This is a genomic window from Streptomyces sp. SID5643 (assembly GCF_009872555.1).
In the GTDB taxonomy this organism is placed as follows: Bacteria; Actinomycetota; Actinomycetes; order Streptomycetales; family Streptomycetaceae; genus Streptomyces; species Streptomyces iakyrus.
The window spans coordinates 90,469-117,209 of record NZ_WWIC01000084.1 but is presented as its reverse complement, the minus strand read 5'-3'; the positions used below and the strand labels follow the sequence as shown (position 1 = coordinate 117,209).

General features: G+C 67.5%; 21 protein-coding genes. 7 read left to right on the top strand and 14 right to left on the bottom strand.

What is annotated here, in order from left to right; genetic code table 11:
- Window positions 1–11 precede the first annotated feature (11 nt).
- The 4 genes from GTY56_RS10555 to GTY56_RS10540 form a co-directional block, all read right to left on the bottom strand.
- Entirely contained in the window at window positions 12–1,079 is a 1,068-nt protein-coding gene (locus GTY56_RS10555; RefSeq protein WP_161364729.1) for a M23 family metallopeptidase, read from the bottom strand.
- A 103-nt stretch (window positions 1,080–1,182) separates the two neighbouring features.
- A complete protein-coding gene (gene cydD, locus GTY56_RS10550; protein WP_161364727.1) occupies window positions 1,183–4,698 on the bottom strand; it encodes a thiol reductant ABC exporter subunit CydD in 3,516 nt (1,171 codons plus the stop codon).
- A 12-nt stretch (window positions 4,699–4,710) separates the two neighbouring features.
- Complete coding sequence (gene cydB, locus GTY56_RS10545) at window positions 4,711–5,715, bottom strand: cytochrome d ubiquinol oxidase subunit II (RefSeq protein ID WP_161364725.1); 1,005 nt, start codon at window positions 5,713–5,715, stop codon at window positions 4,711–4,713.
- Window positions 5,716–5,735: 20 nt separating this feature from the next.
- Window positions 5,736–7,244, bottom strand: a complete 1,509-nt coding sequence (locus tag GTY56_RS10540; RefSeq protein WP_161364723.1) for a cytochrome ubiquinol oxidase subunit I — start codon at window positions 7,242–7,244, stop codon at window positions 5,736–5,738.
- A gap of 149 nt (window positions 7,245–7,393) precedes the next feature.
- Here GTY56_RS10540 and GTY56_RS10535 point away from each other — a divergent pair, with 149 nt between their 5' ends.
- Complete coding sequence (locus tag GTY56_RS10535; RefSeq protein WP_161364721.1) at window positions 7,394–7,786, top strand: cyclophilin-like fold protein; 393 nt, start codon at window positions 7,394–7,396, stop codon at window positions 7,784–7,786.
- 19 nt (window positions 7,787–7,805) lie between these two features.
- On the opposite strand, the gene hisC is transcribed toward GTY56_RS10535, so the two are convergent.
- Window positions 7,806–8,885 carry a histidinol-phosphate transaminase gene (gene hisC, locus GTY56_RS10530; RefSeq protein ID WP_161364719.1) on the bottom strand — a complete coding sequence of 360 codons (1,080 nt, stop codon included), beginning with the start codon at window positions 8,883–8,885 and terminating at the stop codon, window positions 7,806–7,808.
- Window positions 8,886–9,315: 430 nt separating this feature from the next.
- Between hisC and GTY56_RS10525 the strand changes: the two genes are divergently transcribed.
- The 3 genes from GTY56_RS10525 (at window position 9,316) to GTY56_RS10515 (ending at window position 12,848) form a co-directional block, all read left to right on the top strand.
- A complete protein-coding gene (locus GTY56_RS10525; protein ID WP_161364716.1) occupies window positions 9,316–10,428 on the top strand; it encodes a LacI family DNA-binding transcriptional regulator in 1,113 nt (370 codons plus the stop codon).
- Window positions 10,429–10,706: 278 nt separating this feature from the next.
- A complete protein-coding gene (locus tag GTY56_RS10520) occupies window positions 10,707–11,798 on the top strand; it encodes a metallophosphoesterase (RefSeq protein WP_272923354.1) in 1,092 nt (363 codons plus the stop codon).
- A gap of 183 nt (window positions 11,799–11,981) precedes the next feature.
- Window positions 11,982–12,848, top strand: a complete 867-nt coding sequence (locus GTY56_RS10515) for a hypothetical protein (RefSeq protein WP_161364712.1) — start codon at window positions 11,982–11,984, stop codon at window positions 12,846–12,848.
- A gap of 145 nt (window positions 12,849–12,993) precedes the next feature.
- Here GTY56_RS10515 and GTY56_RS41110 read toward each other — a convergent pair whose 3' ends face one another.
- Window positions 12,994–13,122: a hypothetical protein gene (locus GTY56_RS41110; RefSeq protein WP_272923355.1), complete on the bottom strand. Its 129-nt coding sequence runs from the start codon at window positions 13,120–13,122 to the stop codon at window positions 12,994–12,996.
- 76 nt (window positions 13,123–13,198) lie between these two features.
- Here GTY56_RS41110 and GTY56_RS10510 point away from each other — a divergent pair, with 76 nt between their 5' ends.
- Window positions 13,199–14,764, top strand: a complete 1,566-nt coding sequence (locus GTY56_RS10510; RefSeq protein ID WP_346345458.1) for a recombinase family protein — start codon at window positions 13,199–13,201, stop codon at window positions 14,762–14,764.
- 135 nt (window positions 14,765–14,899) lie between these two features.
- Here GTY56_RS10510 and GTY56_RS10505 read toward each other — a convergent pair whose 3' ends face one another.
- From GTY56_RS10505 to GTY56_RS10490, 4 genes are all read right to left on the bottom strand, one after another.
- Window positions 14,900–16,255 carry a replication initiator gene (locus GTY56_RS10505; RefSeq protein ID WP_161364800.1) on the bottom strand — a complete coding sequence of 452 codons (1,356 nt, stop codon included), beginning with the start codon at window positions 16,253–16,255 and terminating at the stop codon, window positions 14,900–14,902.
- A gap of 299 nt (window positions 16,256–16,554) precedes the next feature.
- A complete protein-coding gene (locus GTY56_RS10500) occupies window positions 16,555–16,752 on the bottom strand; it encodes a hypothetical protein (RefSeq protein ID WP_003991451.1) in 198 nt (65 codons plus the stop codon).
- Window positions 16,749–18,050, bottom strand: a complete 1,302-nt coding sequence (locus tag GTY56_RS10495; protein WP_161364710.1) for an FtsK/SpoIIIE domain-containing protein — start codon at window positions 18,048–18,050, stop codon at window positions 16,749–16,751. The genes GTY56_RS10500 and GTY56_RS10495 overlap by 4 nt, the downstream gene beginning before the upstream one ends.
- On the bottom strand, window positions 18,050–18,397 hold the full coding sequence (locus GTY56_RS10490) for an SCO3933 family regulatory protein (RefSeq protein WP_003991453.1): 348 nt from the start codon (window positions 18,395–18,397) through the stop codon (window positions 18,050–18,052). Before GTY56_RS10490 ends, GTY56_RS10495 begins: the two co-directional genes overlap by 1 nt.
- A gap of 165 nt (window positions 18,398–18,562) precedes the next feature.
- Between GTY56_RS10490 and GTY56_RS10485 the strand changes: the two genes are divergently transcribed.
- The gene (locus GTY56_RS10485) at window positions 18,563–19,342 is read left to right on the top strand and encodes a GntR family transcriptional regulator (RefSeq protein WP_003991454.1); all 780 of its coding nucleotides are present in this window, start codon (window positions 18,563–18,565) and stop codon (window positions 19,340–19,342) included.
- Between the two features lie 410 nt (window positions 19,343–19,752).
- On the opposite strand, the gene GTY56_RS10480 is transcribed toward GTY56_RS10485, so the two are convergent.
- Complete coding sequence (locus GTY56_RS10480) at window positions 19,753–20,049, bottom strand: hypothetical protein (protein ID WP_003991455.1); 297 nt, start codon at window positions 20,047–20,049, stop codon at window positions 19,753–19,755.
- Window positions 20,050–20,366: 317 nt separating this feature from the next.
- On the bottom strand, window positions 20,367–20,927 hold the full coding sequence (locus GTY56_RS10475; RefSeq protein ID WP_161364708.1) for an ATP-binding protein: 561 nt from the start codon (window positions 20,925–20,927) through the stop codon (window positions 20,367–20,369).
- Window positions 20,928–21,136: 209 nt separating this feature from the next.
- On the opposite strand from GTY56_RS10475, the gene GTY56_RS10470 reads away from it, so the two are divergent.
- Window positions 21,137–22,510: an NsdA family TPR-like regulatory protein gene (locus GTY56_RS10470; protein WP_161364706.1), complete on the top strand. Its 1,374-nt coding sequence runs from the start codon at window positions 21,137–21,139 to the stop codon at window positions 22,508–22,510.
- A gap of 3 nt (window positions 22,511–22,513) precedes the next feature.
- Here GTY56_RS10470 and GTY56_RS10465 read toward each other — a convergent pair whose 3' ends face one another.
- Window positions 22,514–23,428 carry an aminoglycoside phosphotransferase family protein gene (locus tag GTY56_RS10465; RefSeq protein ID WP_161364704.1) on the bottom strand — a complete coding sequence of 305 codons (915 nt, stop codon included), beginning with the start codon at window positions 23,426–23,428 and terminating at the stop codon, window positions 22,514–22,516.
- A gap of 120 nt (window positions 23,429–23,548) precedes the next feature.
- Window positions 23,549–26,026 carry an ATP-binding protein gene (locus GTY56_RS10460; protein WP_161364702.1) on the bottom strand — a complete coding sequence of 826 codons (2,478 nt, stop codon included), beginning with the start codon at window positions 26,024–26,026 and terminating at the stop codon, window positions 23,549–23,551.
- Between the last annotated feature and the right edge of the window lie 715 nt (window positions 26,027–26,741).

The window sequence follows — 26,741 nt, the reverse complement described above, 5'->3', positions numbered from 1 at the left end:
GCCGGGGTGTCTCAGAGGGACACCCCGCGCGCCGCCAGCCACGACACCGGGTTCACCGCCGAGCCCGTCTCCGGAGTGACCCGGGCCTCGAAGTGCAGGTGCGGCCCGGTGGAGTTGCCCGTGGTGCCCGACTGGCCGATCCACTGGCCCGGGCTGACGTGCTCCCCCTGGTCGACCGCGAGGGAGGCGAGATGGGCGTACTGCGTGTAGTAGCCGCCCGCGTGTTCGAGCACGATCTCCATGCCGAAGGCACCGCCGCAGGACACCTTCACCACCCGGCCCGCGCCCACGGCCCGCACCGGCGTCCCGATCGGCACCGCGAAGTCCTGCCCGGTGTGCCGGCTGGACCACCGCGCACCGCCGCTGCCGTAGGACGCGGACAGTTCGTACGTCTCGACCGGCGCGACCCAGTCTCCGTCGGTGAACCCCGTCTCCGGCTGGTCGAGCCGGACGGCTCCGCGGCACGCCCCGGCCGCGACCGCGGCGTCCGCCTCTCCTTGGAGCCGAGAGCGGGCCGTCTCCAGCTTCTGCTCGATATCCGCCTTCAGTCCGGCGAGTTGGAGGTTGCGTTTCTCCAGCGCCTGCCACCGGTCCGCGGCCCTGGCCTCGTCCGCCGCCAGCCGGGCCTCGGCACGCTGGTTCCTGGAGATCGCGTTGTTCACGGCGAGATGCGCCTGCGAGAACGCGTGCTGACCTCGCATCAGGCCGTCGGGGCTGTCGGCGAGGATCATGTGCGCGGCCACCGGCAGGCCACCGCTGGTGCGGTACTGGGCCCGGGCGATCCTGCCCAGGCCCTCGTGCAGGGCGGCGATGTGCCGCCGCTGCGCGTCCAGGAGTTCCTCCGCCCGCTGTGCTTCCGCCCGCTGCCTCCCGGCCTCCTCGCGGCCGGCCTCGTACTGCTGTGTCGCCACCGCGGCCTCCTCGTACAGCCGCGCCACCTCGGCGCTGAGGCCTGCCTCCGCGCCGGTTCCGGTGCCGCTCCCGGCTTCCCCGGGCGCCGCCGTCGGCCGGGCCGCGAGCACGGCCAGCGCGCACAGCAGGACCGGAACCACTAGCCGATGGCGGCGATATGAGCGCATGTCAGCGATCGTCGCCCAGCACGGCGGGCCCGGTCCTGTTCATGTCGTACGGCTGGGGGACCGGCTGCGCCGAACGGCCCAGTGCGCACCACCCGCCCCGCCGCTACAGCGCTCCCACCACCGACTCCGCCGCCGCCTCCCGCTCGGCCATCTCCCGCACCGGGCCGTCCATCGCCAGCAGCTCCGCGTAGGGGCCGCGCTGGACCACCCGTCCCCGGTCCAGCACGATCACCTCGTCGACCGCTTCGAGGCCCGCCAGCCGGTGCGTGATGAGCAACGTCGTCCGGCCCTCGGTCGCGGCCAGCAGATCAGCGGTGAGCGCGTCGGCGGTCGGCAGGTCGAGGTGCTCCGCGGGCTCGTCCAGCACCAGGACGGGGAAGTCGGCCAGGAGCGCCCGCGCCAGCGCCAGACGCTGCCGCTGTCCTCCCGACAGACGCGCCCCGTGCTCGCCCACGAGCGTGTCGAGGCCGTCGGGCAGACTGTCGGCCCAGTCCAGCAGCCGGGCCCGGCGCAGCGCGGCGCGCAGCTGGTCCTCGGTGGCGTCCTTCCTGGCGAGCAGCAGGTTCTCGCGCAGCGAGCTGTCGAAGAGATGCGCGTCCTGCGCACACAGTCCGACGAGCCCCCGTACGTCGTCACTGTGCAGCGCGCAGGCGTCCATGCCCGCCAGCGCGTACGAACCGGCCTCCGCGTCGAGGAACCGCAGCAGCACCTGCGCGAGCGTGGTCTTGCCGGAGCCGGAGGGTCCGACCACGGCGATGCGGCGGCCCTCGTCGAGGGTCAGGTCGAGCCCGGCGAGCGCGTCCCGCTGCTGCCCGGCGTACCGGGCGGTGAGCCCTCGGAGCACGACCGGGAACGGTGTGGCGGGCGCCTGCCGGGGCCGCTCCGGCTCCTTCACCGGCTCCGGGGCGTCCAGCACCTCGTATACCCGCTCCGCGCTCCGGCGCACGCGCTGCCGGTACTGCACGGCGAGCGGCAGCCCGAGCACGGCCTCGAAGGCGGCGAGCGGGGTCAGGACGACGACGGCCATGGTCACGCCGTCCAGCCGCCCCGCGGCGGCCGCCTGCGCACCGGCCAGGGCGGCGGCCGTGACGGTCAGACCGGAGATCAGCGCGGTGAGCCCGTCGCCGAGGGCCGTGGCGGTGGCGGCGCGTGAGGCGATCCGGGTGAGCGCCCGGTCGGCCTCGCGGGCCTGGGCGGTCCGCGCGGGCAGGGCACCGGCGACGGTCAGCTCCGCGGTGCCGGTGAGCAGGTCGGTCACCCGCGTGGCGAGCACACCGCGGGCGGGCGCCAGCCTGTGCTCGGCCCTTCGTGCCACCGCGCCGGTGATCAGTGGCACGCCGGCCCCCGCCGCCAGGAGCCCGGCCGCGAGCACCGCACCGGCCTCGGGCAGCAGCCATGCCGTGAAGCCGACCGACGCGGCGGACACGACGACGGCTGCCCCGGCCGGCAGCAGCCACCGCAGCCAGTAGTCCTGGAGGGCGTCCACGTCCGCGACCAGCCGGGAGAGCAGGTCGCCCCGGCGGACCCGGCGCAGCCCGGCCGGCGCCAGCCGCTCCAGCCTGCGGAACACGGCGACCCGGGTGTCCGCCAGCATCCGCAGCACGGCGTCGTGCGACACCAGCCGCTCGGCGTACCGGAACACCGCCCGCCCGATCCCGAACGCCCGCGTCGCGGTGACCGCCATCATCAGATACAGCACGGGCGGCTGCTGCGAGGCCCGCGAGATCAGCCAGCCGGAGGTGGCCATGAGCCCCACGGCACTCCCCAGGGCGAGACTCCCGAGCAGCAGCGCGAGTCCCAGCCGCCCGCGCCGCGCACCGGACATGGCACGGACACGGGCGAGGACGCCGCCCGAAGTCGCCTGCCCGAGATCCTCGCCCGGGGCGGGCGGACCGACGGGCTCGGCCTGGGCGGTCGCCTCGTCCTCGACGGACCGCGTTCCGGCACCTCGGGCCGCCGCCGACGCCACGGTCACGGCGGCGGAGATCTCCGGCTCCGCCAGCCGCACGACCCGGTCCGCGACCTCCAGCAACGCCGGCCGGTGCACCACCAGCAGCACCGTGCGGCCGGCCGCGAGGCGCCGCACCGCCGCGACGACCTCGGCCTCGGTGGCCCCGTCCAGCGCCGCTGTCGGCTCGTCGAGCAGCAGCACGGGCCGGTCGGCGAGGAACGCCCGGGCCAGCGCGAGCCGTTGCCGCTGCCCGGCGGACAGCCCGGCACCGTCCTCACCGAGCAGGGTGTCCACGCCCTCGGGCAGCGCTTCGACGAACTCCAGCGCCCCGGCGTCCCGCAGCGCCTGCCGTACGGCGTCGTCGCCGGCACCGGGCCGGGCAAGCCGTACGTTCTCGGCGATCGTCCCGGCGTACAGATGCGGCCGCTGCGGTACCCACGCGATCCGGGAACGCCACGACTCCAGGTCGGCACCGGCGAGATCGACTCCCCCGGCCCGCACCCGGCCCTCGTCCGGTCGCACGAACCCCAGCAGCACGCTCAGCAGCGTCGACTTGCCGGCGCCGCTCGGCCCGACCAGCGCGACCGTCTCCCCCGGCGCGACGCTGAAGGTCACGTCCGAGACGGCGTCCGCCGACCGCCCCGGATACCGGACGGTCACACCCTCGAAGGACAGCGCACCCTCCGGCACGACCGCGGAACCGGACGCCGGCACGGGCGTCTCCAGGACCTCGAAGATCTCCTCGGCGGCGGCGAGCCCCTCGGCCGCCGCGTGGTACTGCGCCCCGACCTGCCGCAACGGCAGATACGCCTCGGGCGCGAGGATCAGGATGACGAGCCCGATGTACAGGTCCATCTCTCCGTGCACCAGCCGCATGCCGATCGTCACGGCGACCAGCGCCACCGAGATCGTCGCGAGCAGTTCCAGGGCGAAGGAGGAGATGAAGGCGATCCGCAGCGTCCGCATGGTCGCCCGCCGGTACGCGCCGGTGATCCGCCGGATCGACTCGGCCTGCGCCTTGGCCCGGCCGAAGACCTTCAGGGTCGGCAGGCCCGCGACGACGTCCAGGAAGTGCCCGGACAGCCGCGACAGCAGCTGCCACTGACGGTCCATCCGGGACTGGGTCGCCCAGCCGATGAGCACCATGAAGACGGGGATGAGCGGGAGGGTGCCCACGATGATGGCCGCGGAGACCCAGTCCTCGGTGACGATCCGCGCCAGCACCGCCACCGGCACGACCACCGCGAGACCCAACTGCGGCAGGTACCGGGAGAAGTAGTCGTCGAGGGCGTCCACCCCCCGGGTGGCCAGGGCGACCAGCGAACCGGTCCGCTGCCCGCTCAGCCAGCCCGGCCCCAGCTCGGCGGAACGCTCCAGGAGCCGCCCCCGCAGCTCGGACTTCACCGCCGCGCTCGCCCGGTGCGCGGCGAGCTCGGTGAGCCAGCCGACCAGCGCCCGGCCGACGGCGGCAGCGGCCAACAGCAACAGGGGAGTGCCCAGTTCGGACACCGCCATGCGGTGCTCGAACGCGCCGACCACCACCTCGGCGATGAGCATCGCCTGCGCGATGACCAGCGCCGCCCCGACGGTGCCCAGGGCCACGACCGCCGCCAGGAAGAACCGGGTGGCACGGGCGTACCGGAGCAGACGCGGATCGATTGGTTTCACGTGAAACACACCTCAGTGCACGGTCTCGGCGATGTGCTGCGTACCGATCCGCTTACGAAAGACCCAGTACGTCCAGCCCTGGTAGAGCAGGACGACCGGTGTGGCGATCCCGGCACACCAGGTCATGATCTTCAATGTGTACGGGCTGGACGAGGCGTTGGTGACCGTCAGGCTCCAGTCCGGGTTCAGCGTCGACGGCATGACGTTCGGGAAGAGCGTCAGGAAGAGCATCGCCACGGTGGCCACGATGGTGAGTCCCGACAGGGCGAACGCCCAGCCCTCCCGCCCGGCCCGTGCTGCGGCCAGGGCGATGAGGAGCGACACCACGGCCGCGACCATCGCCACCAGTGACGAACCGTCACCCCGGTCGGTCTGCGTCCACAGCAGGAAGGCGAGGGCCAGCAGGGCGGTCACCAGCCCGACGCGCAGCGCCAGCTTCCGCGCCCGCTCCCGGATCTCCCCGACCGTCTTGAGCCCGACGAACACCGTCCCGTGGAAGGTGAACAGCGACAGCGTGACCAGCCCGCCCAGCAGCGCGTACGGGTTGAGCAGGTCCAGGACGCCGCCGGAGTAGTTGAAGTCCTGGTCGATCTTCACGCCGCGGACGATGTTCGCGAAGGCCACACCCCACAGGAACGCGGGCAGCAGCGAGGCCCAGAAGATCGCCGTCTCCCAGTTGCGCTGCCAGTTCTCCTCGGGCCGCTTCACGCGGTACTCGAAGGCGACACCCCGGACGATCAGACAGACCAGGATGAGCAGCAGGGGCAGGTAGAAGCCGGAGAAGAGCGTGGCGTACCACTCGGGGAAGGCGGCGAAGGTCGCGCCGCCCGCCGTGAGCAGCCACACTTCGTTGCCGTCCCAGACGGGGCCGATGGTGTTGATCAGCACCCGCTTCTCGGGCCGGTTGCGGGCGAGCAGCCTGGTGAGCACGCCGACCCCGAAGTCGAAGCCCTCCAGGAAGAAGTAGCCGGTCCACAGGACGGCGATCAGGACGAACCAGACGTCGTGCAGTTCCATGACTGTGCAGCTCCCTCGGCCTAGTACGAGAAGGCCATCGGCTTGTCGGCGTCACGGGAGTCGCCGCCGATCTTCGTGGGCGGGTTGAGGTCGGCCTCGGTGAGCTCCGGCGGGCCCGCCTTGACGTACTTGACCAGCAGCTTGACCTCGATGACGGCGAGGATCGCGTACAGCGTGGTGAAGACGACCATGGAGGTGATGACCTCGGCCTGGGAGACACCGGGGGAGACGGCGTCACGCGTCTGGAACAGGCCGTAGACGACCCACGGCTGGCGGCCCATCTCGGTGAAGATCCAGCCCCAGGAGCTGGCGATCAGCGGGAAGCCCAGCGTGAGGATCGCGATACGCCAGTACCACTTGGTGAGGGTCGGGCCGAGCGCCTTCTTCGGCAGCAGCACGAGATGCGGCACCTCGTCGCCGCCCACCCGCAGGTGCTGCGGCAGCATGAACTTCTTGCGCGTCAGCCACAGCCCGGCCAGGCCGATGGCGAACGACGTCATGCCGAAGCCGATCATCCACCGGAAACCCCAGTAGGCGACGGGGATGTTGGGCCGGTAGTCACCGGGCCCGTACTTCTCCTGCTCGGCCTTGTTGACGTCGTTGATGCCGGGCACGTACGAGCTGAAGTCGTCCTTGGCGAGGAAGGACAGCAGGCCGGGGATCTCGATGGCGACCTTGTTGTGGCCCTTGTCGACGTCGCCGACGGCGAAGACCGAGAAGGGAGCCGGCTTCTCGCCGTCCCACAGCGCCTCGGCCGCGGCCATCTTCATCGGCTGCTGCTGGTACATGATCTTGCCGAGCACGTCGCCGCTGATCGCGGTGAGGAGGCCACCGATGACGACGGTGACCAGACCCAGCCGCAGGGACGTCTTCATCACGGGGACGTGCTTCTTGCGGACCAGGTGGAAGGCGGCGATGCCGACCATGAAGGCGCCACCGGTCAGGAAGGCCGCGGTGAGCGTGTGGAAGACCTGGGCGAGGGCGGTGTTCTGGGTCAGCACCAGCCAGAAGTCGGTGAGCTCGGCCCGGCCCTTCGCCTCGTTGATCCGGTAGCCCACCGGGTGCTGCATCCAGGAGTTGGCAGCGAGGATGAAGTAGGCCGACAGGATCGTTCCGATCGAGACCATCCATATGCAGGCCAGGTGGATCTTCTTCGGCAGTTTGTCCCAGCCGAAGATCCACAGGCCGATGAAGGTCGACTCGAAGAAGAAGGCGATCAGGGCTTCGAAGGCCAGCGGCGCACCGAACACGTCACCGACGAAGCGCGAGTAGTCCGACCAGTTCATGCCGAACTGGAACTCCTGCACGATGCCGGTGACCACGCCCATCGCGATGTTGATCAGGAAGAGCTTGCCCCAGAACTTCGTCGCCCGGAGGTACTTCTCCTTGCCCGCCCGCACCCATGCCGTCTGCAGACCGGCCGTGAGCGCGGCCAGGGAGATCGTCAGTGGGACGAACAGGAAGTGGTAGACGGTGGTGATGCCGAACTGCCACCGCGCCAGGGTCTCCGGCGCCAAAGCCAGGTCCACGTCGCCGCTCCTTACTTACGCTTGTGAAAGCGTTCACATTCACAAGCCATTATGCAGCACGGACTTTCGAGCCCAGGAGGGGGTCCCCTGTCGCGCCGGTCACAACCGGCCTCTTGGCCCGAACTTCAACATATTGTTGAATCGAGGGCATGCAGACACCGACACCACTACGGATACGGATCTCCTGGCCGGCGGGCCATCTCACGGCGTCGCTCGACGACACCCCGACTAGCCAGGCACTCGCCAAAGCGCTGCCCCTCGTCTCGACAGCGCGCACCTGGGGCGAGGAGGTGTACTTCGACACGGGAGTTTCGGTTTCACGTGAAACCGGCGCCCGCGAGGTCGTCGAGCCGGGCACCGTCGCCTTCTGGACCGACGGCGACGCCCTCGCCCTCCCCTATGGGCCCACACCGATCTCACGGGGCGACGAGTGCCGCCTCGCAAGCCCGTGCAACGTCCTGGGCCGCCTCGACGGCGACCCCGGTCTGCTCGCGACAGTGCGGGACGGCGAACCCGTACGCGTGGAACTTCTGGAAGCCTGATCCAGCCCGCTGAGACGGGCTACAGCTCCTTGTGGAACCCTTCCGACACCTTCAGGAAGATGTCGTTCGCCTCGGCCTCCCCGACCGTGACCCGCACACCCTCACCCGGGAACGGCCGGATCACCACACCCGCCTGCTCACACGCCTGAGCGAACGCGACGGTGCGCTCCCCCAGCCGCAGCCACACGAAGTTGGCCTGGGTCTCGGGCACCGTCCAGCCCTGCGAGCGCAGCCCGTCGACCACGCGCGTGCGCTCGCACACCAGCGAGCCCACCCGGCCGAACAGCTCGTCCTCGGCCCGCATCGAGGCGATCGCCGCCTCCTGCGCCAGCTGACTCACGCCGAACGGCACCGCCGTCTTGCGCAGCGCCGCGGCCACCGGTTCGTGGGCGATGGCGAAACCGACACGCAGGCCGGCGAGGCCGTACGCCTTCGAGAAGGTCCGCAGCACGCATACGTTGGGCCGGTCGCGGTAGAGCTCGACGCCGTCCGGAACCTCGGGATCGCGGATGAACTCGCGGTAGGCCTCGTCGAGGACCACCAGCACATCGCTCGGGACCCGGTCCAGGAAGCGCTCCAGCTCAGTCCGCCGCACCACCGTGCCCGTGGGGTTGTTGGGGTTGCAGACGAAGATCAGCCGCGTCCGGTCGGTGATCGCGTCGGCCATGGCGTCGAGGTCGTGCACGTCCCCGGGCGTCAGCGGCACCTGGACCGACGTCGCGCCGCTGATCTGGGTGATGATCGGGTACGCCTCGAACGAGCGCCAGGCATAGATCACCTCGTCACCCGGGCCGGAAGTGGCCTGGATCAGCTGCTGGGCGACACCGACCGAACCCGTACCGGTGGCCAGGTGGGAGAGGGGCACGCCGAACCGCTCGGACAGCTCGTTCATCAGCGCCGTACAGGCCATGTCCGGGTAGCGGTTGAAGTCGCAGGCCGCCGCCGTCACCGTCTCCATCACGCCAGGCAGCGGCGGGTACGGGTTCTCGTTGGAGGACAGCTTGTAGGCCACCGGACCACCCGCCGCAGCGGGCTTGCCCGGCTTGTAGGTGGGGATCCCCTCCAGCTCGGCGCGCAGCTTGGGGCTCGTCTCGCTCACCGCAGTCCTCCTCGTGAAGACCGGCGGCCCATGACCGCCGCCGACATCCAATACTCCTCACCTTATGAGGATTCGGCGCCGCTGCGTATAGCAACGACCGAGCAGCGGGCTCAGGGCTCCCCTTCCCACCGGCATCGGGGGCATCACCGCACCAAGGCGTACGAATCCGGGGGCGCGCCTCACATATATCTACGCGCCGGTGGTGCACGCCGTGGCGCGCATCCCTCGTGCAGGTGAGTTGAGACCTCTTCGCAACATCGCCCCCTTGGCAGGCTCGTGCGCGCCGACGAGACACGTACTGCCATGAGAGCGCTCAACACCCTTGGTTTCCAAAGCAATTACCAGTAAATGATCATGCAGAAACGTGCCTGTCAACGCGTGCATATGCGTCCGCACTACCCCACCGCATGAGCCCTACTATCGGCTCGCCATGACAGCAGCAGGGAAGCACCAGGTGAGCCGCGCGGAAACCTCACGGCGAGGCAGCAGGCCGGGTCGGGCGGGCATCAGAGACGTGGCCGCCGCAGCCGGAGTCTCCATCACGACCGTCTCCGACGCCCTCAACGGCAAGGGCCGGCTCCCGGACGCCACCCGGCGCCATGTCCGCGAGGTAGCCGACCGGCTGGGCTATCGCCCCTCGGCCGCCGCCCGGACTCTCCGTACCGGCAAGTCGGGACTCATCGGCCTGACCGTGACCACGTACGGGGATGAACCTTTCACCTTCACGGAGTTCGCGTACTTCGCGGAGATGGCGCGGGCCGCAACCTCCGCCGCACTCGCCCGCGGCTACGCCCTCGTCATCCTGCCCGCGACCTCCCGCCACGACGTGTGGTCGAACGTCGCCCTGGACGGCACCGTCGTCATCGACCCCTCCGACCAGGACCCGGTCGTCAGCGAGCTCGTCCGGCAGGGTCTGCCGGTCGTCTCCGACGGGCGCCCGGCCGGCGCGCTGCCGGTCACCGCCTGGGTCGACAACGACCACGAGGCCGCCGTCCTCGGCATCCTCGACCACCTGGCCGACGCCGGCGCCCGCCGGATCGGCCTGCTGACCGGCACGTCGACGGACACGTACACCCACCTGTCGACCACGGCCTACCTGCGCTGGTGCGAGCGGGTGGGCCAGGATCCGGTGTACGAGGCCTACCCGGCGCACGATCCGTGCGCGGGAGCCGTGGCCGCCGACCGGCTGCTCGCCCGGCCCGACCGGCCCGACGCTGTCTACGGACTGTTCGACCCCAACGGCACCGACCTGCTCGCCGCGGCCCGCCGCTACGGCCTGCGCGTCCCGGACGACCTGCTGCTGGTCTGCTGCAGCGAGTCCACCGTGTACGCCAACACCGAGCCGCCGATCACCACGCTCTCCCTGAAGCCGCGCCGCATCGGCACGGCGGTGGTGCAGCTCCTCATCGACGCCATCGAGGGAGTGGAGTCCGACCGGCCGGTGGAGCAGGTCATACCGACGGAGCTGATCGTGCGCACCTCGTCCCAGCGACGCTCGCCGCGCACGACGGTCAGCCCGCCGCGATCACCCGAGGAGACGTAGGTCCCGCTCGCGGGTGAAGGGAAGGTCGTACTCCTGGGGAGAAACAGGGCCGGTCCCCCGGAGAGAAGCGATCGTTCTCGCGAAGAGCAGAAGAGCGAGGACGGTCACACGGTGGTCAAAGCCCGGCCCAATCGGGGCGAAAGCCGCGGTGAACTGGACTCTTGCTCTGATTCACCACCCCTGGGTCATCACATGGCGCGATCCGCATTCCTATGATGGGCCCACGACACCCGCGGGCCGCTACGACCAGGCAGTCCGATGCGGTGCAATGCGGCGCGATGGTGGAGGGGTCGATGACTCAGGGGGCCGGTCAGGGACCCGAGGTGGAGCGGACGGCGACGTTGCGCGACTTCCGGGTGCCCGCGTACGTCCACGAGACCGGTCCGTACGTCCACAGCGTCCACCCCGGCGACGTCGCCCCGCCGCCCGAGGAGGCCTACCCCGAGGGGTACACGCCGACCGAGCGCGACCTTCCCGTCATCAACCGGGGTGACACTGTCCAGGTGACCGTGGACCCCGAGACCGCCGCCGCCCCCCAGGCCACCACCGGGCAGGGCCCGCTGTACGTCGTGGGTGACGTGCACGGCTACCTCGACCAGCTGGTGTCGGCCCTCCAGGAGAAGGGCCTGCTCGACGCCGCCGGAAACTGGTGCGCCGGCACCGCCCGGCTGTGGTTCCTCGGCGACTTCACCGACCGCGGGCCGGACGGCATCGGCGTCATCGACCTCGTGATGCGGCTGTCCGCCGAAGCCGCCGCGGCCGGCGGCTACTGCAAGGCGCTCATGGGCAACCACGAGCTGCTGCTGCTCGGTGCCAAGCGCTTCGGCGACACCCCCGTCAACTCCGGCGCCGGTACCGCCACCTTCCAGGCGGCGTGGCTCCTCAACGGCGGCCAGAAGACCGACATGGACCGCCTCCAGGATCACCACCTGCAGTGGATGTCGCGCCTCGACGCCATCGAGGAGGTCGACGGCCACCTGCTCGTCCATTCCGACACCACCGCCTACCTCGACTACGGCCGCTCCATCGAAGACGTCAACGACACCGTCCGCGAGACGATCACCCGCAACGACGCGGACGAGGTCTGGGACCTGTTCCGCAAGTTCACCAAACGGTTCTCCTTCCGCGACGAGGGCGGCGCGGACGCCGTGCGCTCCCTGCTCGATACGTACGGGGGCACCCGCATCGTTCACGGGCACAGCCCGATTCCGTATCTGCTGGGCGAGGTCGGCTCCGAGGACGACGAGGACAACCGCGACCCCGTGATCGAGGGACCGCACGTCTACGCCGACGGACTCGCCATCGCGATGGACGGCGGCGTCACCATGGCCGGAAAGCTGCTGGTCCAGCAACTGCCGTTGGAGACGTGAACGTTCACCGGGCAGGCGTTCCCCTTCGGAGGACTGGGCCGGTGACGGGTCAATTTCGGTAAACCCCCTGTCACCGCATACCGTCACCGCTCTACCATCGGCTTATCCGTAGCAGGCTCCCCTCCGTTTCTGCCCGACGGCTCGTCAGCATGCCGAGCCACAAGCCCTACGGAGCATCGGGGGATGCACATGAACAGCGTTCCGCAGCACTTGTTGAGCGAGGACCGCCAGGAATACGAGCGGATCCTCGATGAGGCGCTGCGCTCCGCACCACACCGTCCCGAACTGGCCGCTGTCGGTCAGCGGCTCAACCCCGAACAACTGCGCACCATGGCGCTGAACGCGACCGCACTCATCACGGCGGCCGCGTCGGCCGAGTACCAGCACTACGTCAAGGTCCGTGACGAACTGCGACAGCCGGCGTCGGCCGGCCCGCAGGCCGTGCGCGAGTCGGGTTCCGCCGATCCGGGCACCGGCGCGTCGGGGCTCGCCGCCACCATGGACGGGGTCGCCGAGACCGCCGGCGCTGGCGCCGTCGCCGTCGTCGCCGTCCTCGCGCCCGTCCTCGCAGGAACGGCCGCGGCGATCTTCCTCCTCGTCGGCTACATCCTGCGGATGCTCAACCCGGATCAGGGATTCGCCCGGACCATGCTCACCACGGGCTGGGTGTTCGGCGCCGTGACCGCGGTGGCGATCCTCGTCGCCGCGGTGGGACTGCTGCTCACGGCCCTGCGGAACAAGCCCACGGCGGAAGGCGGACCGTACGGCGAGCTTCAGGGCGAGGTCGCCCAGGCCAAGGAGGCCTGGCACGAGGCCCTGCTGGAACGTGGCATCCTGCCCTTCCTGCGGGAAGCCCTCGTCGACCCCGGCTCGGCGGCAGCACTGCATCACACGCCCTCGTCCACGCCGGTCAGCCGCATGCCGCACCTCGGCTACGGCCGCCCGGGGTTCACCAGCCCGGACGACGGCGACCGCGGCTCGCGCCCCAGCTTCAGCAGCCCGGACTACACCAGCCCGGACTTCGGAGGGCCGGAGCACCAGCCGGAGTAGCACCCGCCGGAGCCCGCCCGAGCGACGAATCACGCGGGCCGACCCGAGCGGGCCGACCCGAGCGGGCCGACCCGAGTGGGCCGACCCGAGTGGGCGAACCCACAGGCCGGGGGACCATCAGCCCCCGGGCCTGTGCGCGACCGGGTCAGTCCGCGATGGGCAGGTACACGCGGTTCCCGCTCGCCGCGAACTCCTTCGACTTCAGGGCCATGCCCTCCTCGATCTCGGTCCGTGTACCGCCGTGTTCACGGCGGATGTCCTGCGAGATCTTCATGCTGTAGAGCATTACTAGAACCCCCACATGCGCTACGGTCGTTCCAGCAGCCCAGCCATGGACCGAGGGGGAACACGTGGGCAAGCGCGAGGAGTTGGTCAGCAAGCTGCGAGGTACGCCCGAGGGACTGCCGTCCGTCGAGGAAGTGCGCGCCATGCTGGCTTCCGACCCGGAGCTGAAGTGCGTCGTCTGCTACGCACGAATCTCGTTCGACGGCCGGGTGAAGGACGCCCACGGCGTCGAGGACCAGCACCGGGACATGACCGAGACCGCCCGCAGGTTCGGATGGCTCGTCGTCTACCGCTACACGGACAACGACAAGAGCGCGAGCAAGGAGAACATCGTTCGCGATGACTTCGAGCAGCTGCTCGCCGATCTTGCTGCCGGGACGACGCCGGACGGGTACCCGATCCACGGCGTCATGGCCGTCAACGACGACCGGCTGTACCGGCGCCCGAGTGACTGGGAGCGGTACCTGAAGGCGTTCACTACGCAGGAAGGACGGGTCTACCACGACTCGAACGGCATCCAGGACCTCTACGCCGAAGGGTTCGAGATCAAGGGGCTTCTGGGGGTCGCCATGTCCCTCAGCGAGACGAGGAAGAAGGAGCGTCGGAGCAGGAACAGCCACCGCAGCCGGGCGATCCGTGGGCAGTCGGTAGCGGCATGGCGCCCCTTCGGATGGGAGGACGACAAGGTCTCGTTGCGCCCGGACGAGGCAGAAGCCATCCGTCAGGCGGTGAAGGACGTGATCGCGGGTGCCTCCATTTCCGAGATCACGCGCCGGTGGAAGGAGGCCGGCTTCATCACGAGCCGCGGGAACGCCTTCCAGTACCAGACCGTCAAGCAGGTCCTGGTGAACGCGCGGCTGTGTGGATATCGCGAGATCAAGGGCGAGCTTGTACGTGACGGCGACGATCAGCCCATCGTGGGCGAGTGGGAGCCGATCATCACTCCGAAGGAGTGGTTCGCGGTCACGGCCAAGATCAGGGAGCGTGGCCGAGGAACCGGGATGCCGCGCGGTGGCCTGGTCCACAAGTACCTGCTGACCGGCATCCTGCGATGTGGCCACGTGCTGGAGGACGGCACGGTCTGCAACAACAAGATGATCGGAATCAAGGCGAACGACTGGCTCAAGTACCGGCACGCCTACATGTGCAAGAAGACCGTGGACGGCGGCTGCAACAAGACCTACAAGCGGGGCGACAAGACGGACATGGCCATCGAGGAACTTGTCATCGCCAAGCTGGAGCGCGATGCGGCGAGCAAGGCCCAGGACGTTCCGGACTGGGACAAGGCCGATGCCCTGGAGCGAGCCGTCAGGAGCCGCAACGAGCTGGAGCGGCGTTGGCACGACGACGAGGACACGGACATCGATGATGAGACGTTCTTCCGCAATCTCCCGGTCCTCGAACGTCGGATCAAGGAGCTTCGTGCAGATCAGCGGGCGCACGAAGCTCTGAAGGCGGAGGCCGAGGAGGCCAAGGAAGACGTCAGGATCTCGTGGGGGTCGAAGACGCTCACGCAGAAGCGCGAGGCGATCAAGAAGGTTCTGAGCGCCGTGGTCGCAGTGCCGGGTGGCAAGGGCAACAGGACATTCGACCCTGAGCTTCTCAAGCCTGTGTGGCGGACTTCCGAATGAGCTGAAGTCCGAGGATCTCCCCCACGCTCCGCAGCTGGTCATCGGAGAGTGGGGGAGAGTCGCGTAGCTGCCGCTCGATCCACGCTCGTACTGCTGCTTCCTCGCGCTCAGCGCTGGCCTTAGCCGAAGTAGTACTCAGTTGGCATCACCGCCAGCTCGAAGAGCTTCCCGCGCGACGGCGCGGTTCTCAGCGATGTCATCTGCGATTCCGGCGGCGATGAGCGCAGCGCCCGGGGTATGGCCGGAGCCGACGTAGCGCCAGTGCCTGTCCGTGACCGCCCCGGGGACGTCGACACCGCCTACGTGCTGGGCGCGTTCGGCCCGCAGTGCCGCGAAGGTGGTGGAGTAGGCGCGGGACTTGGTGAGGATGTGGCCCCGGTAGCCGAGCGTGTGAGCCCACGTGCGCAGGTTCAGTGGTTCGTACTCGGGCAGGCCGCCCAGGCGCCAGCAGGTCCGCATGAGGGCGCGGACGTGTTCGTTCACGGACGCTGCCTCGATGTCGTCCCAGGTGGTGGCCCTGTAGTCGATGCCGGCGCCTGTCTCGCTCGCTCCCTTGGTGACGTACTTGGCTACGTAGGCGGCTACGGCATCATCGTCAGGCCCGTCGCCCCCGGCGTGTAGTGGGCGCACGTCGACTTGGTCTCCCCAGCGCAGAACCAACTCGCCCACGGCGGGGCTGTACGGCGTACGGACCAGGACGCGGCGAGCGGAGGTGCGCACGGCCTCGATGAGCAGGCGCGCGGCCCAGGGCGGAGGTTCGTCCGCCGGTCCGTTCGGGCCGTCGAGGCGGACGACCGCATGCACGTGGACGGCCGCCCGCCTCTGGTACTCGGCGACCCGGGCGAAGGACAGCCGGGCGTGATCCCGGAAGCGGGACTGTACGAGACCGACCGAGGAGGCAAGCCGCCGTCGGACGTCGATGACGAACCGATCCCATAGCTTCGACGCATGCGCGTGCCACAGCACGTGGCCGGTGTAGTCGTAGCAGTCAGCGCACAGGGGCTTGCCGACAGAGGGATCATCGGGGCCGTGGACAGCGCCGCAGCTCCGAGGACGGTCGTGCTCGCATGTCCCACGGTCACGGCGGGGGCGGCACAGCTCTCCGGTGCGGTGCACGTGGCCGAAGGACGGGGCGGTCAGGGTGACGAAGAGCCGGGGCCGGTGGCGGACTGTGGGAGGGACGTTCTTGCCGCCGAGGAGGCCCGCACGGACGAGGTGGAAGGTGTCGCCCGCATGGAGGCGTGAGCATGCGGGGCAGACGGTTGCCCGGCGGTTGCGGCAGCGGACCAGAAGGCGTTCGCCGGGTTCGGTGCCTGTGTCGTAGTGGCGGAGGATTTCGCCGGTTGTGCCGTCCAGGGTGGTGGTGGAGCCGGAGAGGTGGACGGGGCGGGAGCAGCCACCGGTGGCAGTGATCTGCTCCAGCAGGCGGGGGAATTTGAGGTCTTGGGCGAGGCCGATTGCGTCGCGGTCTGCTTCGGACAGCTGACGCAGGCGCGCCGCGCGGTTGAGGACGGCGCGCCTGTCAGCCGGGGTGAGCTCCGGTGTGATGGTGGGGACCTTCCGGGGTGGGCCGCCGCAGCGGCACGGTGGGTGGGTAGGTGCGCGTTGTCGGTCATGGGGATCGCCTTCCTTGTGGGGTCGGGCGGAGCGAAGTTCAGCGGATGGTTCCGGTGCCCCGGCAGACGCGACAGCGCCGCTGTCGTCCGGTCCAGGTCCTGCGGGCTCCGTCGCCCTTACAGTGGGGGCACCTCACGCGGGGCATGGGCATGCCGTTGCGTTCCCTTCTCTGGTCAGGTGTGGGAGAAGCCGTTGATCAGCCACGTGACGAGGCCGTGGACGGTGTAGATCACCGGGGTCTGGCCGAGGTAGAGGCCGAAGAGGCCGACGCAGACCGCTTCCCAGGCCCGCACGTCACGGGAGCGGACGAGGAGGACGGTGATGATCCCGAAGACCACCGCGAACGTGAACGCCGTACCTTCGCTGATCACTTGTCGTCTCCTTCCGGCGCCGCAAGGGCACGGTTGAGCGCGGGCAGATCCGGGGTGAGTGCTGCGTGCTTCCGAGCCGTCGAGACGGCCTCTTCCGTGGGCGTGAGGTGGGAACGGGCGCGGCTCCAGCTGCCGTCCGGGCCGGTGCACACGGCCACGCCCCGTTCCTCTGCCGTGATGGCTTGTGCGACAGCCACGGCGTCCTTGTTCAGGTCGCCCAGGGTCATCTCTGCCGTGCCGGGATCGTTCACCCGGTGGCAGATCCGGCCGCCGAGCTGAGCCCGCAGGGCGGTGACGCCGGGCCCCAGGTCGGAGCCGACCCGCTGTCCGGCCACCACCAGGTGGACGCCGAGTGCTGCCCCGAGCTGGGCCAGGCGCAGCAGCAGCGTGGAGCACTGCTCGGTTTCCGCTTTGCTCTCGCGGCGACCGTCGGACAGGTACAGCTCTGCGATCTCGTCAACGATCACGACGACCGGCACCGGCCGAAGCTTGTCGGGCAGCTCCCAGATGGAGCGCACGCCGGCCGACCGGCACACGCTCATTCGCTCCTGCATATCGAGGGCGAGCGCGCCGAGCACCGCGACCGCTTCCCGTCGGCTGGTTGCCAGTGCACTCAGCCGTCCGGCGAACAGGCCGAGTTCCATGCCGCCCTTGCAGTCGATGCCGACCAGGGCGACGGGCTGCGGCGCGAGCTGGTTGATCAGCCGGGCCAGCAGGGTGGACTTGCCGGACCGTGTGGCCCCGACGATGAGCCAGTGCGGCACGAGCCGCAGGTTCATCACCCAGGCGCCGCCGCTCTCCAGTGCGCCGATGAGCGCGGAGAGCAGTTCGGCTGGGGCGGTGGCTAATCCGGGCCGCTGTAGCGGATCACTGGCCATCGCCGTCAGCAGGACGAGCCCGCGTTCCGGCGAGGTCACGCGCACCGCGTGAACCTTCCAGGCATGGACGAACGCGTCGGCCGCCTTCAGGTAGGTCGCCGGAGTCTGCCCCGCGTGCAACTGGACAGCAACGGTCAACCCCATGCGGGTAGCCCGCGGAAACGAGAGCCGCGGAGCCGCCGGCCGAACCGGATCCCCCTTGACCAGCAGGTGCCCGATGAGCGTTCGCGCCGGAAGGCGCGAGACGGACAGGTCGTTGAGCAGGGCAACCCTGCGCCAGGTGAACACCACCCGGCACGCGGTCACGGGGTACCCGACCACGTACCAGTGCCAGGCCGGACGGTGGCGCCGAACCAGGTCACCGACGACCAGCACCCAGGCCAGTACCGCCAGGGCGAGCGCGAGCAGGGTCGGCCCCATCACGCGTCACCGCCCTTGCCCTGTGCCGCCGATCCGTGCGCAGGCGTGATCGTGTCGGCGCGGAAGCTGACGCCGTTGCGGTCGCCCATCGACCAGACGAACGCCGTCAGCCCGGTGACCTTGACGACCTGGCCCGCTTCGAGCCCCTTAGGCTCACCGCTCACGGCGATCTCGATCACGGAGATACGCCGTCCGTCCGGCCGCACGGTGACGGCCACGCTGTAGACCGGATTGCCGTCCCGGTCCTTCTTCACCTCCTGCGTCTCGGAGTTGCTGAACTTCACTTCGGGCGCGTTGGCACACCGCAGTACGCCGAGCCGCGCCGTGTCCACGGGAATGGACTGCATTGTTTTTGGCCTCCCTGGCCAGTCGGGACGCCAGCGAGATACTGACGTCACTTGTCCTTACGAGTTACGACTATGGAGCGCTGTACGGCAGGGGTGCAACTACTTATGCTGACGAGTGATGTCGCGCGTGCGACGTACCTACGACCTCACCCGGAGATTGCCGAGATGACGGAGATCCAGCGCCCCGGAGCCCTCTACCAGCAAGTCGCCGCCGCCATCCGCGCAGCGATCCTGTCGGGTGAGTTCGCCCCCGACTCCCTGCTTCCATCGGAAGCCCAGCTCATGGCCCGCTACAGCGTCTCCCGCCCCACGGTCCGCAACGCCATCGCCGCACTGCGGGCTGAAGGTCTGATCGACGTGCGCCACGGCAAGGGCAGCTTCGTACGCTCCAGCGGCCAGCCCACGCTCACCCTCGAACGCCGCATCAGCCGCACTACCGACAGCAAGTTCGTCATGCCCAACGGCGACGCCTGGCAGGAGGCCGAGGAGCCGAGCACCTACCGCACCCGGACCACGAAGGCCACAGGACGACTGCTCGGACTCGCTGAGGAAGAGGCCGTGTTCGGCTGCGACCGGCTCTTGATCGACGCGGCCACGGGTGCCCGCGCAATGCACCGCACGCTGATTCCGTTCGAAGTCGCCGAGGCGGTTCCAGTGCTCGCTGATGAGCCGTGCCAGCCCCCGGTAGCGATCTACCGAGTGCTCACCCAGGACGGACACAAGCTGTGGTGGTCGGAGACGGTCCGCGCCCGAATGCCGCTGCCCGACGAGCGGACCACACTCCAGCTCCCCGACGCGACCCCGATCCTTCATGTCGCCCGCGTCGCACACGGCGCCGACGATCGCCCGCTCACCCTCGAAGAGCTCCGCATCGGCGCGGACCGTGCCGAACTCGCCTACCGGATCACCGCCGACAAGCAGCCCGCGCGACGCGCCCGCACCTGAGCGGCAACCGGCATCGGTCGAAACATCCTTTACTTCCTCAAGGGCGTGCCTGCGGCGCGCCGGGCCACCCGGCCGCCCCGGCCGGGCGTGCGGCGTGGACGCCGGTCCCGTCCGGTCGCCGGGCGCCCCCGCCCTCAGCACGCCCAAGGAGTCATGGCGTCGACCCACTGTCGCGGGCAGGGGCGTGGTGGGCTGGGGGTCGACGGCCTCCGAGACTTTAGGCAGCCACCATGGGGCGAGCCTCGAAGAACAGGGGGCCAATCGGGCACTACAACGGGCAGGGCAACTGCCTGCCCGATTCGCCGGGCCAGCGTAAGGCCCCCTGTTCACTCGCCCCATGGCAGCTCCAGCCCAAAGTCTCTCCGGCCGGCGACTTGCCCACGCGCCCCACTCACCAGCGAAAAGGCGCCTCATGCTGCACCACCGTCGCCATCCGAGCGCGCTTCCAGGAGCTGAGCGAGGCGATCCACGGTGTCCGGCCAGCCCGCCAGCCGCACCACACCGCGTCCGTCCTCGTTCGTCGAGGCGACGGCCCGTACGGCGGACAGCTCGAAACCCACGCTCAGAAGCGCTCGGTTCAGGCGATCGGCCGCCACTCGCGCCTCACGCCATCCCGCGATGTAGTCGACCCCGGACACCCAGAGACCGGAGTCCGCGCCCGTCACGTTCAGACCGTCGCTCAGCCAGTCCTCACCCGAGCCAGTCACGTTGCCACCTCTGCCCTGATCTAGTAACGGATCGTCAACTTCCTTGGACCAGGGCACAAACGCAGCACGGCGGCCCCGGTACCATCAGGCACCGGGAACCGCCGCGTTCCCAGCCGGGCCACCCTTCGCTTTCCAGGGCAGATGGGGTGGCCCGGTCTCGGTTTGTGGTTGTCAGGCGCGGCCCTCCGGTGAGGAGGGGAGCTCCCAGAAGCCGGAGGAGCCGCGCCCTGGCCGAAGGGGTCAGACTCCGGCCGGTTACCGGGCCGCCGCCTCGCTCCCGATCGCGAGGGAGCGAAACGAGGGCGACGGCCCGGAGATCACGAGCGCGGTACGGACTCCATTCCGTCGTTCAAGTCGAAGCGACACCAGACCGTCTTTCCGCCGCGCTCTTCCGGTGTCCACCAGACCGCCGCTGCCAGACGCTGGGCGATGAGCAGTCCACGACCGCTGTCGGGAAGCACCGCCTCAGACAGATCTCCGATCAGCCCGGGAGAGAACACCTCTCCCACCGGAAGCAGCGGAGGGGTCGAGTCCTCATCAGCGACACCGATGAAGAGCCACTTCGGAAACATCTTGAAGATCACGTCGATGCGTCGGCAGGCACCGGGGGCGGACAGGTGTTGGTCTGGCACGGCATGGTTCACCACGTTGCCGACCAGCTCAGAGACGACCAACCGGGCGTCGTCCACGACCGCATCAGCGCCAGCGCCCCGAAGGAACACAGCCGTCATGTCGCGAGCGACGCGCGCTGTGTCACCGAACTCGGCAAAGAGCGTCAGCGTCAGGAAGTGGCCGTCGGAGGACGGCTCCGGTGTCACGAACCAGTGCGCGTACGCGTCAAGCTCACCCGCCAACCGTTCAGTCTTCCCGGCATCCATCGCTTCCCCTTCCGAGGCCCCGCGGCTCTCACGGCACCGCTTGCATCACGCAAGCCAGTACACGGCGAGACGGGCGTGACCGGGAGCGTTCACCAGGGGGTTCACGTGAACACGGGCAAAGGCAAAGGGGGTTCATCAATGAACCCCCACGGTTGATACTGCTGTGACACGATGAACACTCGCCGTCATTCTCGGGTTGGCAGGGGAGCATGAGCCGAGAGCCGAACGCGCAGTTAATCGCCGTCATGGACGAGGCGAAGGTCTCGAACAAGGGCCTGGCGAAGCGCATGAAGGACGCCGCCGCTCAACGGCGCATCAGTCTTGGAACAACGCACGTATCAGTCCAGCGATGGCGGGACGGCGCGGGCATCCAGCCTCAGACAGCGGCACTCATGGCCGAGGTGCTGAGCGCCAAACTCGGCCGCCGCATCACTCCCGGCGATCTCGGCTTCTTCGATCACACACGGCCGGCCACTCCCGAACCGCTCGGTTATCCCAGTACGGTCCCCGACGTGCTGTCGATGCTGGATGGACTCGCCCAGAAACGGGCCGACACCGCCACATCCGAGCAACTGATCGTCTCGGACTCAGATCTCAGCTCCGCCGTCCTGTCGTGGATGATCGCGCGCCCGGACGGCATCCAGACCGACAGGCCCGCTCAGCAGCGAGTCGGCATGCGCGACGTCCGGGCAATCAGGGACGCCGCCGCCACCTTCATGCAACTCGACTTCAAGTACGGCGGAGGCCACGGCCACAAGGCACTGCGCCACTACTTCCGCCATGAGGTCCTGCCCCTGCTCAGCGCCAGCTACAGCGAGAAGGTGGGCACGGCCTTGTTCGGCGCCGCCGCCGAGGTCTCCCAGTTGCTCGCTTGGACCGCATACGACTCCGGAAACCACCGGCTCGCCCACCGCTATCTCACGTCGACACTGCGACTGTCCCAGGTCATCGACGACCGCATGTTCGGCGCCCGCATCCTGGGCAACCTCAGCCACCAGGCGAACTATCTCGGCAACCACACCCAGGCCATCCAGCTAGCCCGCGCCGCAGTCGAGGGGGCCAAGGGCCGGGCAACCCCGCGTGCCATGGCGAATTACTGGGCGATGGAGGCCCGAGCGCTCTCCAACGCCGGTGATCGAACCGGGGCGTCACTTGCCATGAACCAATCTGAGCGCCACTTCGAGCGGTCTGACAGTGCCGATGACCCGCCGTGGTTGAGCTACTTCGACGACGCGGAACTCTTGGGCGAGTTCTGCCACTGCTTCCGCGATCTGAGGATGCGCCGTGAGGCGGTCGAGCACGCACAGCGCGCTGTGGACAGCACTGATCCGCAGTACGCCCGCACCCTCGGTTTCTGCCGCATGGTGCTCGCACAGAGCCAGCTCCTGAACGGAGAGTTGGAAGCCGCCGTCACCACAGCCAGCCTTGCCGTGGACGGCGGCGACTCCCTCCAGTCCTCCCGCTTCCAGCGGTACGTGACCGACTTTCAGGCGGAGGTCAGCGCGTACGCGGCCAACCCCGCCGTCGTGGCCTTCAACGAGCAGGTGAACGAAGCGCTCGCCCGTCTGGACGAGGACGAGTAGCGGCTAACAGGGACGCCAGTCACGCGGTGCATCATCGTTCCGCAAGCCTGCGATGCGCCGGCGGTACTCGGCCGCCGTCCCTTCGTCCTCCTGCACGTTCTGCATCAGCCACGTGGTCATGCCGAACTCTTGGAGCCGCCGGAGCGTGTCGTAGCCGTGCCAGTCGTGCAGGTCGCGCCCGTATGTCCGCACGAAGTCGGCGTACTGCTCGTCGGTCTGCCACCGCAGGCTGTGGTGCTCCGTGGCCGTAACCATCAGGTCCCACTCAGGGTGATCGAAGCAGAATGCCTCGAAGTCGATCAGGATGACTTCCCCCCGGTCGTTCACCATGAGGTTCTGCACGTGAGCATCACCGTGGACCGGCCCCTTGGGCGTCTCGAACCGCAAGCCCTCGAACTGGTCCCGCAGCTCACTCCACCGCTTGCGGAGGAAGACCCTGTCATCTTCCGGGATCGCTGCCTGGCTGATCCGCAGTTCCTGCTTGTCGAACGGGTTGAACGAGGGCAGCTCCAGGCCAACGGGCAACGTCATGGAGTGCAGGTCTCGCAGGATGCCGCCGAGTTCCCCATACGTGGCCTTGCGGCTGCCCTCGACGATGAGCCGCCAGAAGGTCACCGGATGGCCATCGATCAGGAACGGCTGCTCCAGCCCGTCGACTAGGCGCGCGGCAGGGAACCCCTCCTCGGCCAACCACTGTGACACCGCAACCTCAACGCGTGCCTTGGGCAGCCACGGTTCTCCCCGCGCCACTCGCACGATCACTGGCTCTGCGTCCAGGCGGAAGAGCGCGTTCTCTCCCAGCCGGATCAGCTCTGCCCCTCTGTCGTCCAACCCGGCCGCCAGGCAGGCCGCGCTCATCACCTGCGCGGCCCTCGTCGAAGTGAACCCCTCTTGCGATCGAGCAGCGTCAAGCGCCATGCCCGTACCAGCTCCCCTAGTCGTGCGCGATCAACCAGCGCACGCCTTTGGGTGACCAACCCACGTACGCCAGACACACGTTGACCGTACCCAAGGACACGGCTTCAGCACGAGAAACGCCTACCCGGTACCCCCTTCCCGCTCTCGGTCCAGCTCTTCAAGCAATTCACCCACTGCGTTGCCGCTAATCAAATTGACCGAGCGCAACTCAGTGAAGAATTTCTCGGCTTCATCGCTATTCCCCATAGCCAGATTAGCCCTCACCGCACTCGCATAGCTAATCGCCCTAAAATAGGGGGCGCTGAATGACTTGCCGATCCGAATAGCTTCCGTTGCATGAAAGAGCGCCCTGTCGTTCATGTCTACTTTTAGGTATTGCTCCGCAATCATCTGATGTGCAGCTGCGGCATCACGCACTTCACCGTGATCCAAAAGGTATCGAATAGCCGCGTCGGCATATTTTGCAGCTTCCTCCACCTTACCGACCGAAAAGAGCAATGGGACCTGCGACATCGTTGTTCGCGCAAGCCGCTCAGCATCACCTAGATGCGTAAAGACAGAGACAGCTTCTAGATATAGCCTCTCTGCCTCCTCTGACCGCCCAAGAGCATGAAGAACCTCTGCCGCATTAGACTGAGCTAGAGCCGCCCCTGAGATGTCTCCGAGGGTTCTTGATAGCTCGATATCCCGCAAGTGCAACTCAAGCGCTTCATCATCCCGACCTTGCCACCTTAGCGCAATACCCAGGTCATTCAGAACCATACTTACCTTGTCGAGATTACCTATCCTTTCGAATCTATCGAGAGATCTTCTGTGAAACTGCTCCGCCTCTTCAAATTCCCCAAACTCCACGAGCACCAAAGCTATTGTGTTTAGTGTCTCTGCCGTTCCTAGCTCATCCCCAAGCTCCATACAAACTTGAAGATCCTGCTTGAAGCAGTTAATCGCCTCACGGGAGTTACCCAGAGCCCTATGCACCGTGCCGAGGTTGTACAGGCCTTGACCCAGTTGATTCTTCACCCCGAGCCGCTTCGAAATTTCGATACCCTGCTCAATTAGAGGTTTCGCCCCCTCAAGATCACCACACTCCATCTTGAGGCATCCCAGTAGATTGGAGGCTATAGATATCGAGAAGTCTTTCCCAGATTCGACTGCACGCTCGTAAGCCATTTCCGCAACCTCATGACCGTAGAAAAATTCTCGCCGATGGCGCGCCAAATTGACTCTGGCGTTCAGCAGGGAAAGCTCTACGTCATACGACTCAGTCACATCTGTTGCCTTGAGTCCAAGGCTAACGACCTCCTCTACTACCTGCCACTCGCCGAGAAATTCACAAATGGCGCAGAGAGGCATAGCTAGGATTTCTGCATTGCTTGGCCCCTCGTGCTCCAGGGACAAACTGATTGCCGCAGTAGCGCTCAGCAGTTCAGCGCGAGCCCAGGTGATGGCAGAGTCAACGGTTTCAATATCCGCGTAATACTTGGTTGGCGCCTCCAGTTCGCCGAATTTACCAATGAAAGCAAAGTTGACCCTCAAGGCCGAGTTACGAAACCACTCCAGCATTCGATGAATTGAAGCGGCTCTCTTCGCTTCTGAGTCTTTGAGGTTCTTCTCACGCGAATAAACCTTTAGCAAGTCATGGAACCTGAATCTGCCGTAGGTGGAGGAAGATTCAATTAAGTTCGCCTCGCTCAATTTCTCAAGCGTCCTCCGGGCTTCTAGCTCGCTACAATCAATGAGTGCTGAGCAAACCCCCGGCCCGAAGTCCTCCCCAGGCGCTAGCGACAGTCGCTTGAACGCGTTCTTGGTTCTCTTCCCGAGTCTGCGGTAAGAGAGATTGAACGCTGCGCGTACGGCTAGATCTCCGGCTTCAAGGCTTCCCAAAATGTTTCGTTGATCGCTCAACTCGGCCGCGAGGTCCAACACTTTCATGCCAGGCGTGGATGTTAGCCTATTTGCCGCAATTCTTAGCGCCAGGGGGAGACTGCCACATGCATCAACGACAGCACGTATAGCTTCGGGGGTAGAATCTTTCGCGCTCTGCCCGATTACCCGTTGAAGAAAGTCTTTCGCTGTCTCTGAGGGGAAAGTTTCCAAGTCGATGCGTGCGGCTCCTTCAAGGCCACGCAATCGACTTCGACTAGTTACCAGAACGTGGGCGGATCCGCCGGGGGGGCAGAGAGGGCGCACTTGAGATTCATCTGCTGCATTATCGAGAACAACGATCAGAGACCGGTTTGCCGTTACGCTTTTATACTTGTCTAGACGGGCATGCGGATCCGTTGGAATCTCATCCTCTGGGATTCCAAGTGCATGGATGAATCTTGCCATGACCTCTTCAGGCGATGCTGGCTTTTCGTCCGCGCCCCGCAGATCTGCATAGAGATTGCCTTCCGTGTACGTCTCAGCTGTCTTGTAGGCAACATGGACGGCCAGGCTAGTTTTTCCAACGCCAGGCTTTCCGGTGATCAGGGTCACTGTTCCAGGAGCCTGGTTTTCGATGCAACGAATCTCCTCCTCACGGCCAGTAAAATCTGAAACGTCTGGCGGGAGAAGATGCAACTGGGGGGTGATCGTTCGCCGTTCCCCGTCTCCCATTGAGAAGTTTATAAACGTTGGGTTAGTTAGGACCGGACCGCTACTCTCTCCGCCAATGGCGACCGAAGCATCACCACTAGACTCGACGCTGCGCCGCATCAAGATGCCCCACTAGACTCACCGCTGTAATTGGTCTCGATGGAGCCTTCCGCGTCCCCGCCGATAGCTACTGAGCCAGCCCCTGCCGCTGTGACACCGTGAGACTGCGGATGGCTGGCAGATGTTGCCGTCGCATCACTCACCCTCGTCGTGATCGTCGCGCGGGACGAGCCAGCCACAACAACTGAGCCGGCACCCGTCGCTGCCACGGCAGGCTGCCCAGAGCCGGGAGTACGACTGAGGTAGTACTGCAGTGCTGAGCCGAGTAGTACGAGGACGATGAGTGTGACCCACCAACCCCACGCTGCCTGGTCCGTGATCACGTTGGTGACCAATCCCGTTGCAGAAGCCGCCACAACCGTAAGTGCGGCAGCGACCCCGCGCTTGGCAATCTCCGACACATGACCCCCATTGGTGACGTGCGATCAGATGCCTAGCGTTACACAGCGCACCTTTCCTGGGTACTCGGACGCTGACAAACCTCAGGGACCTGGCGCAGGGGGTAGTGCGCGAGGGCCGCGGAGCGGAGTGCAGAGCACCAGTACCACTCGGCTCCTCCAGCACTAATGACCTTCGTTGTGCCGCATGCCCCTGTTGGGCGGCAGAGATCACTAAC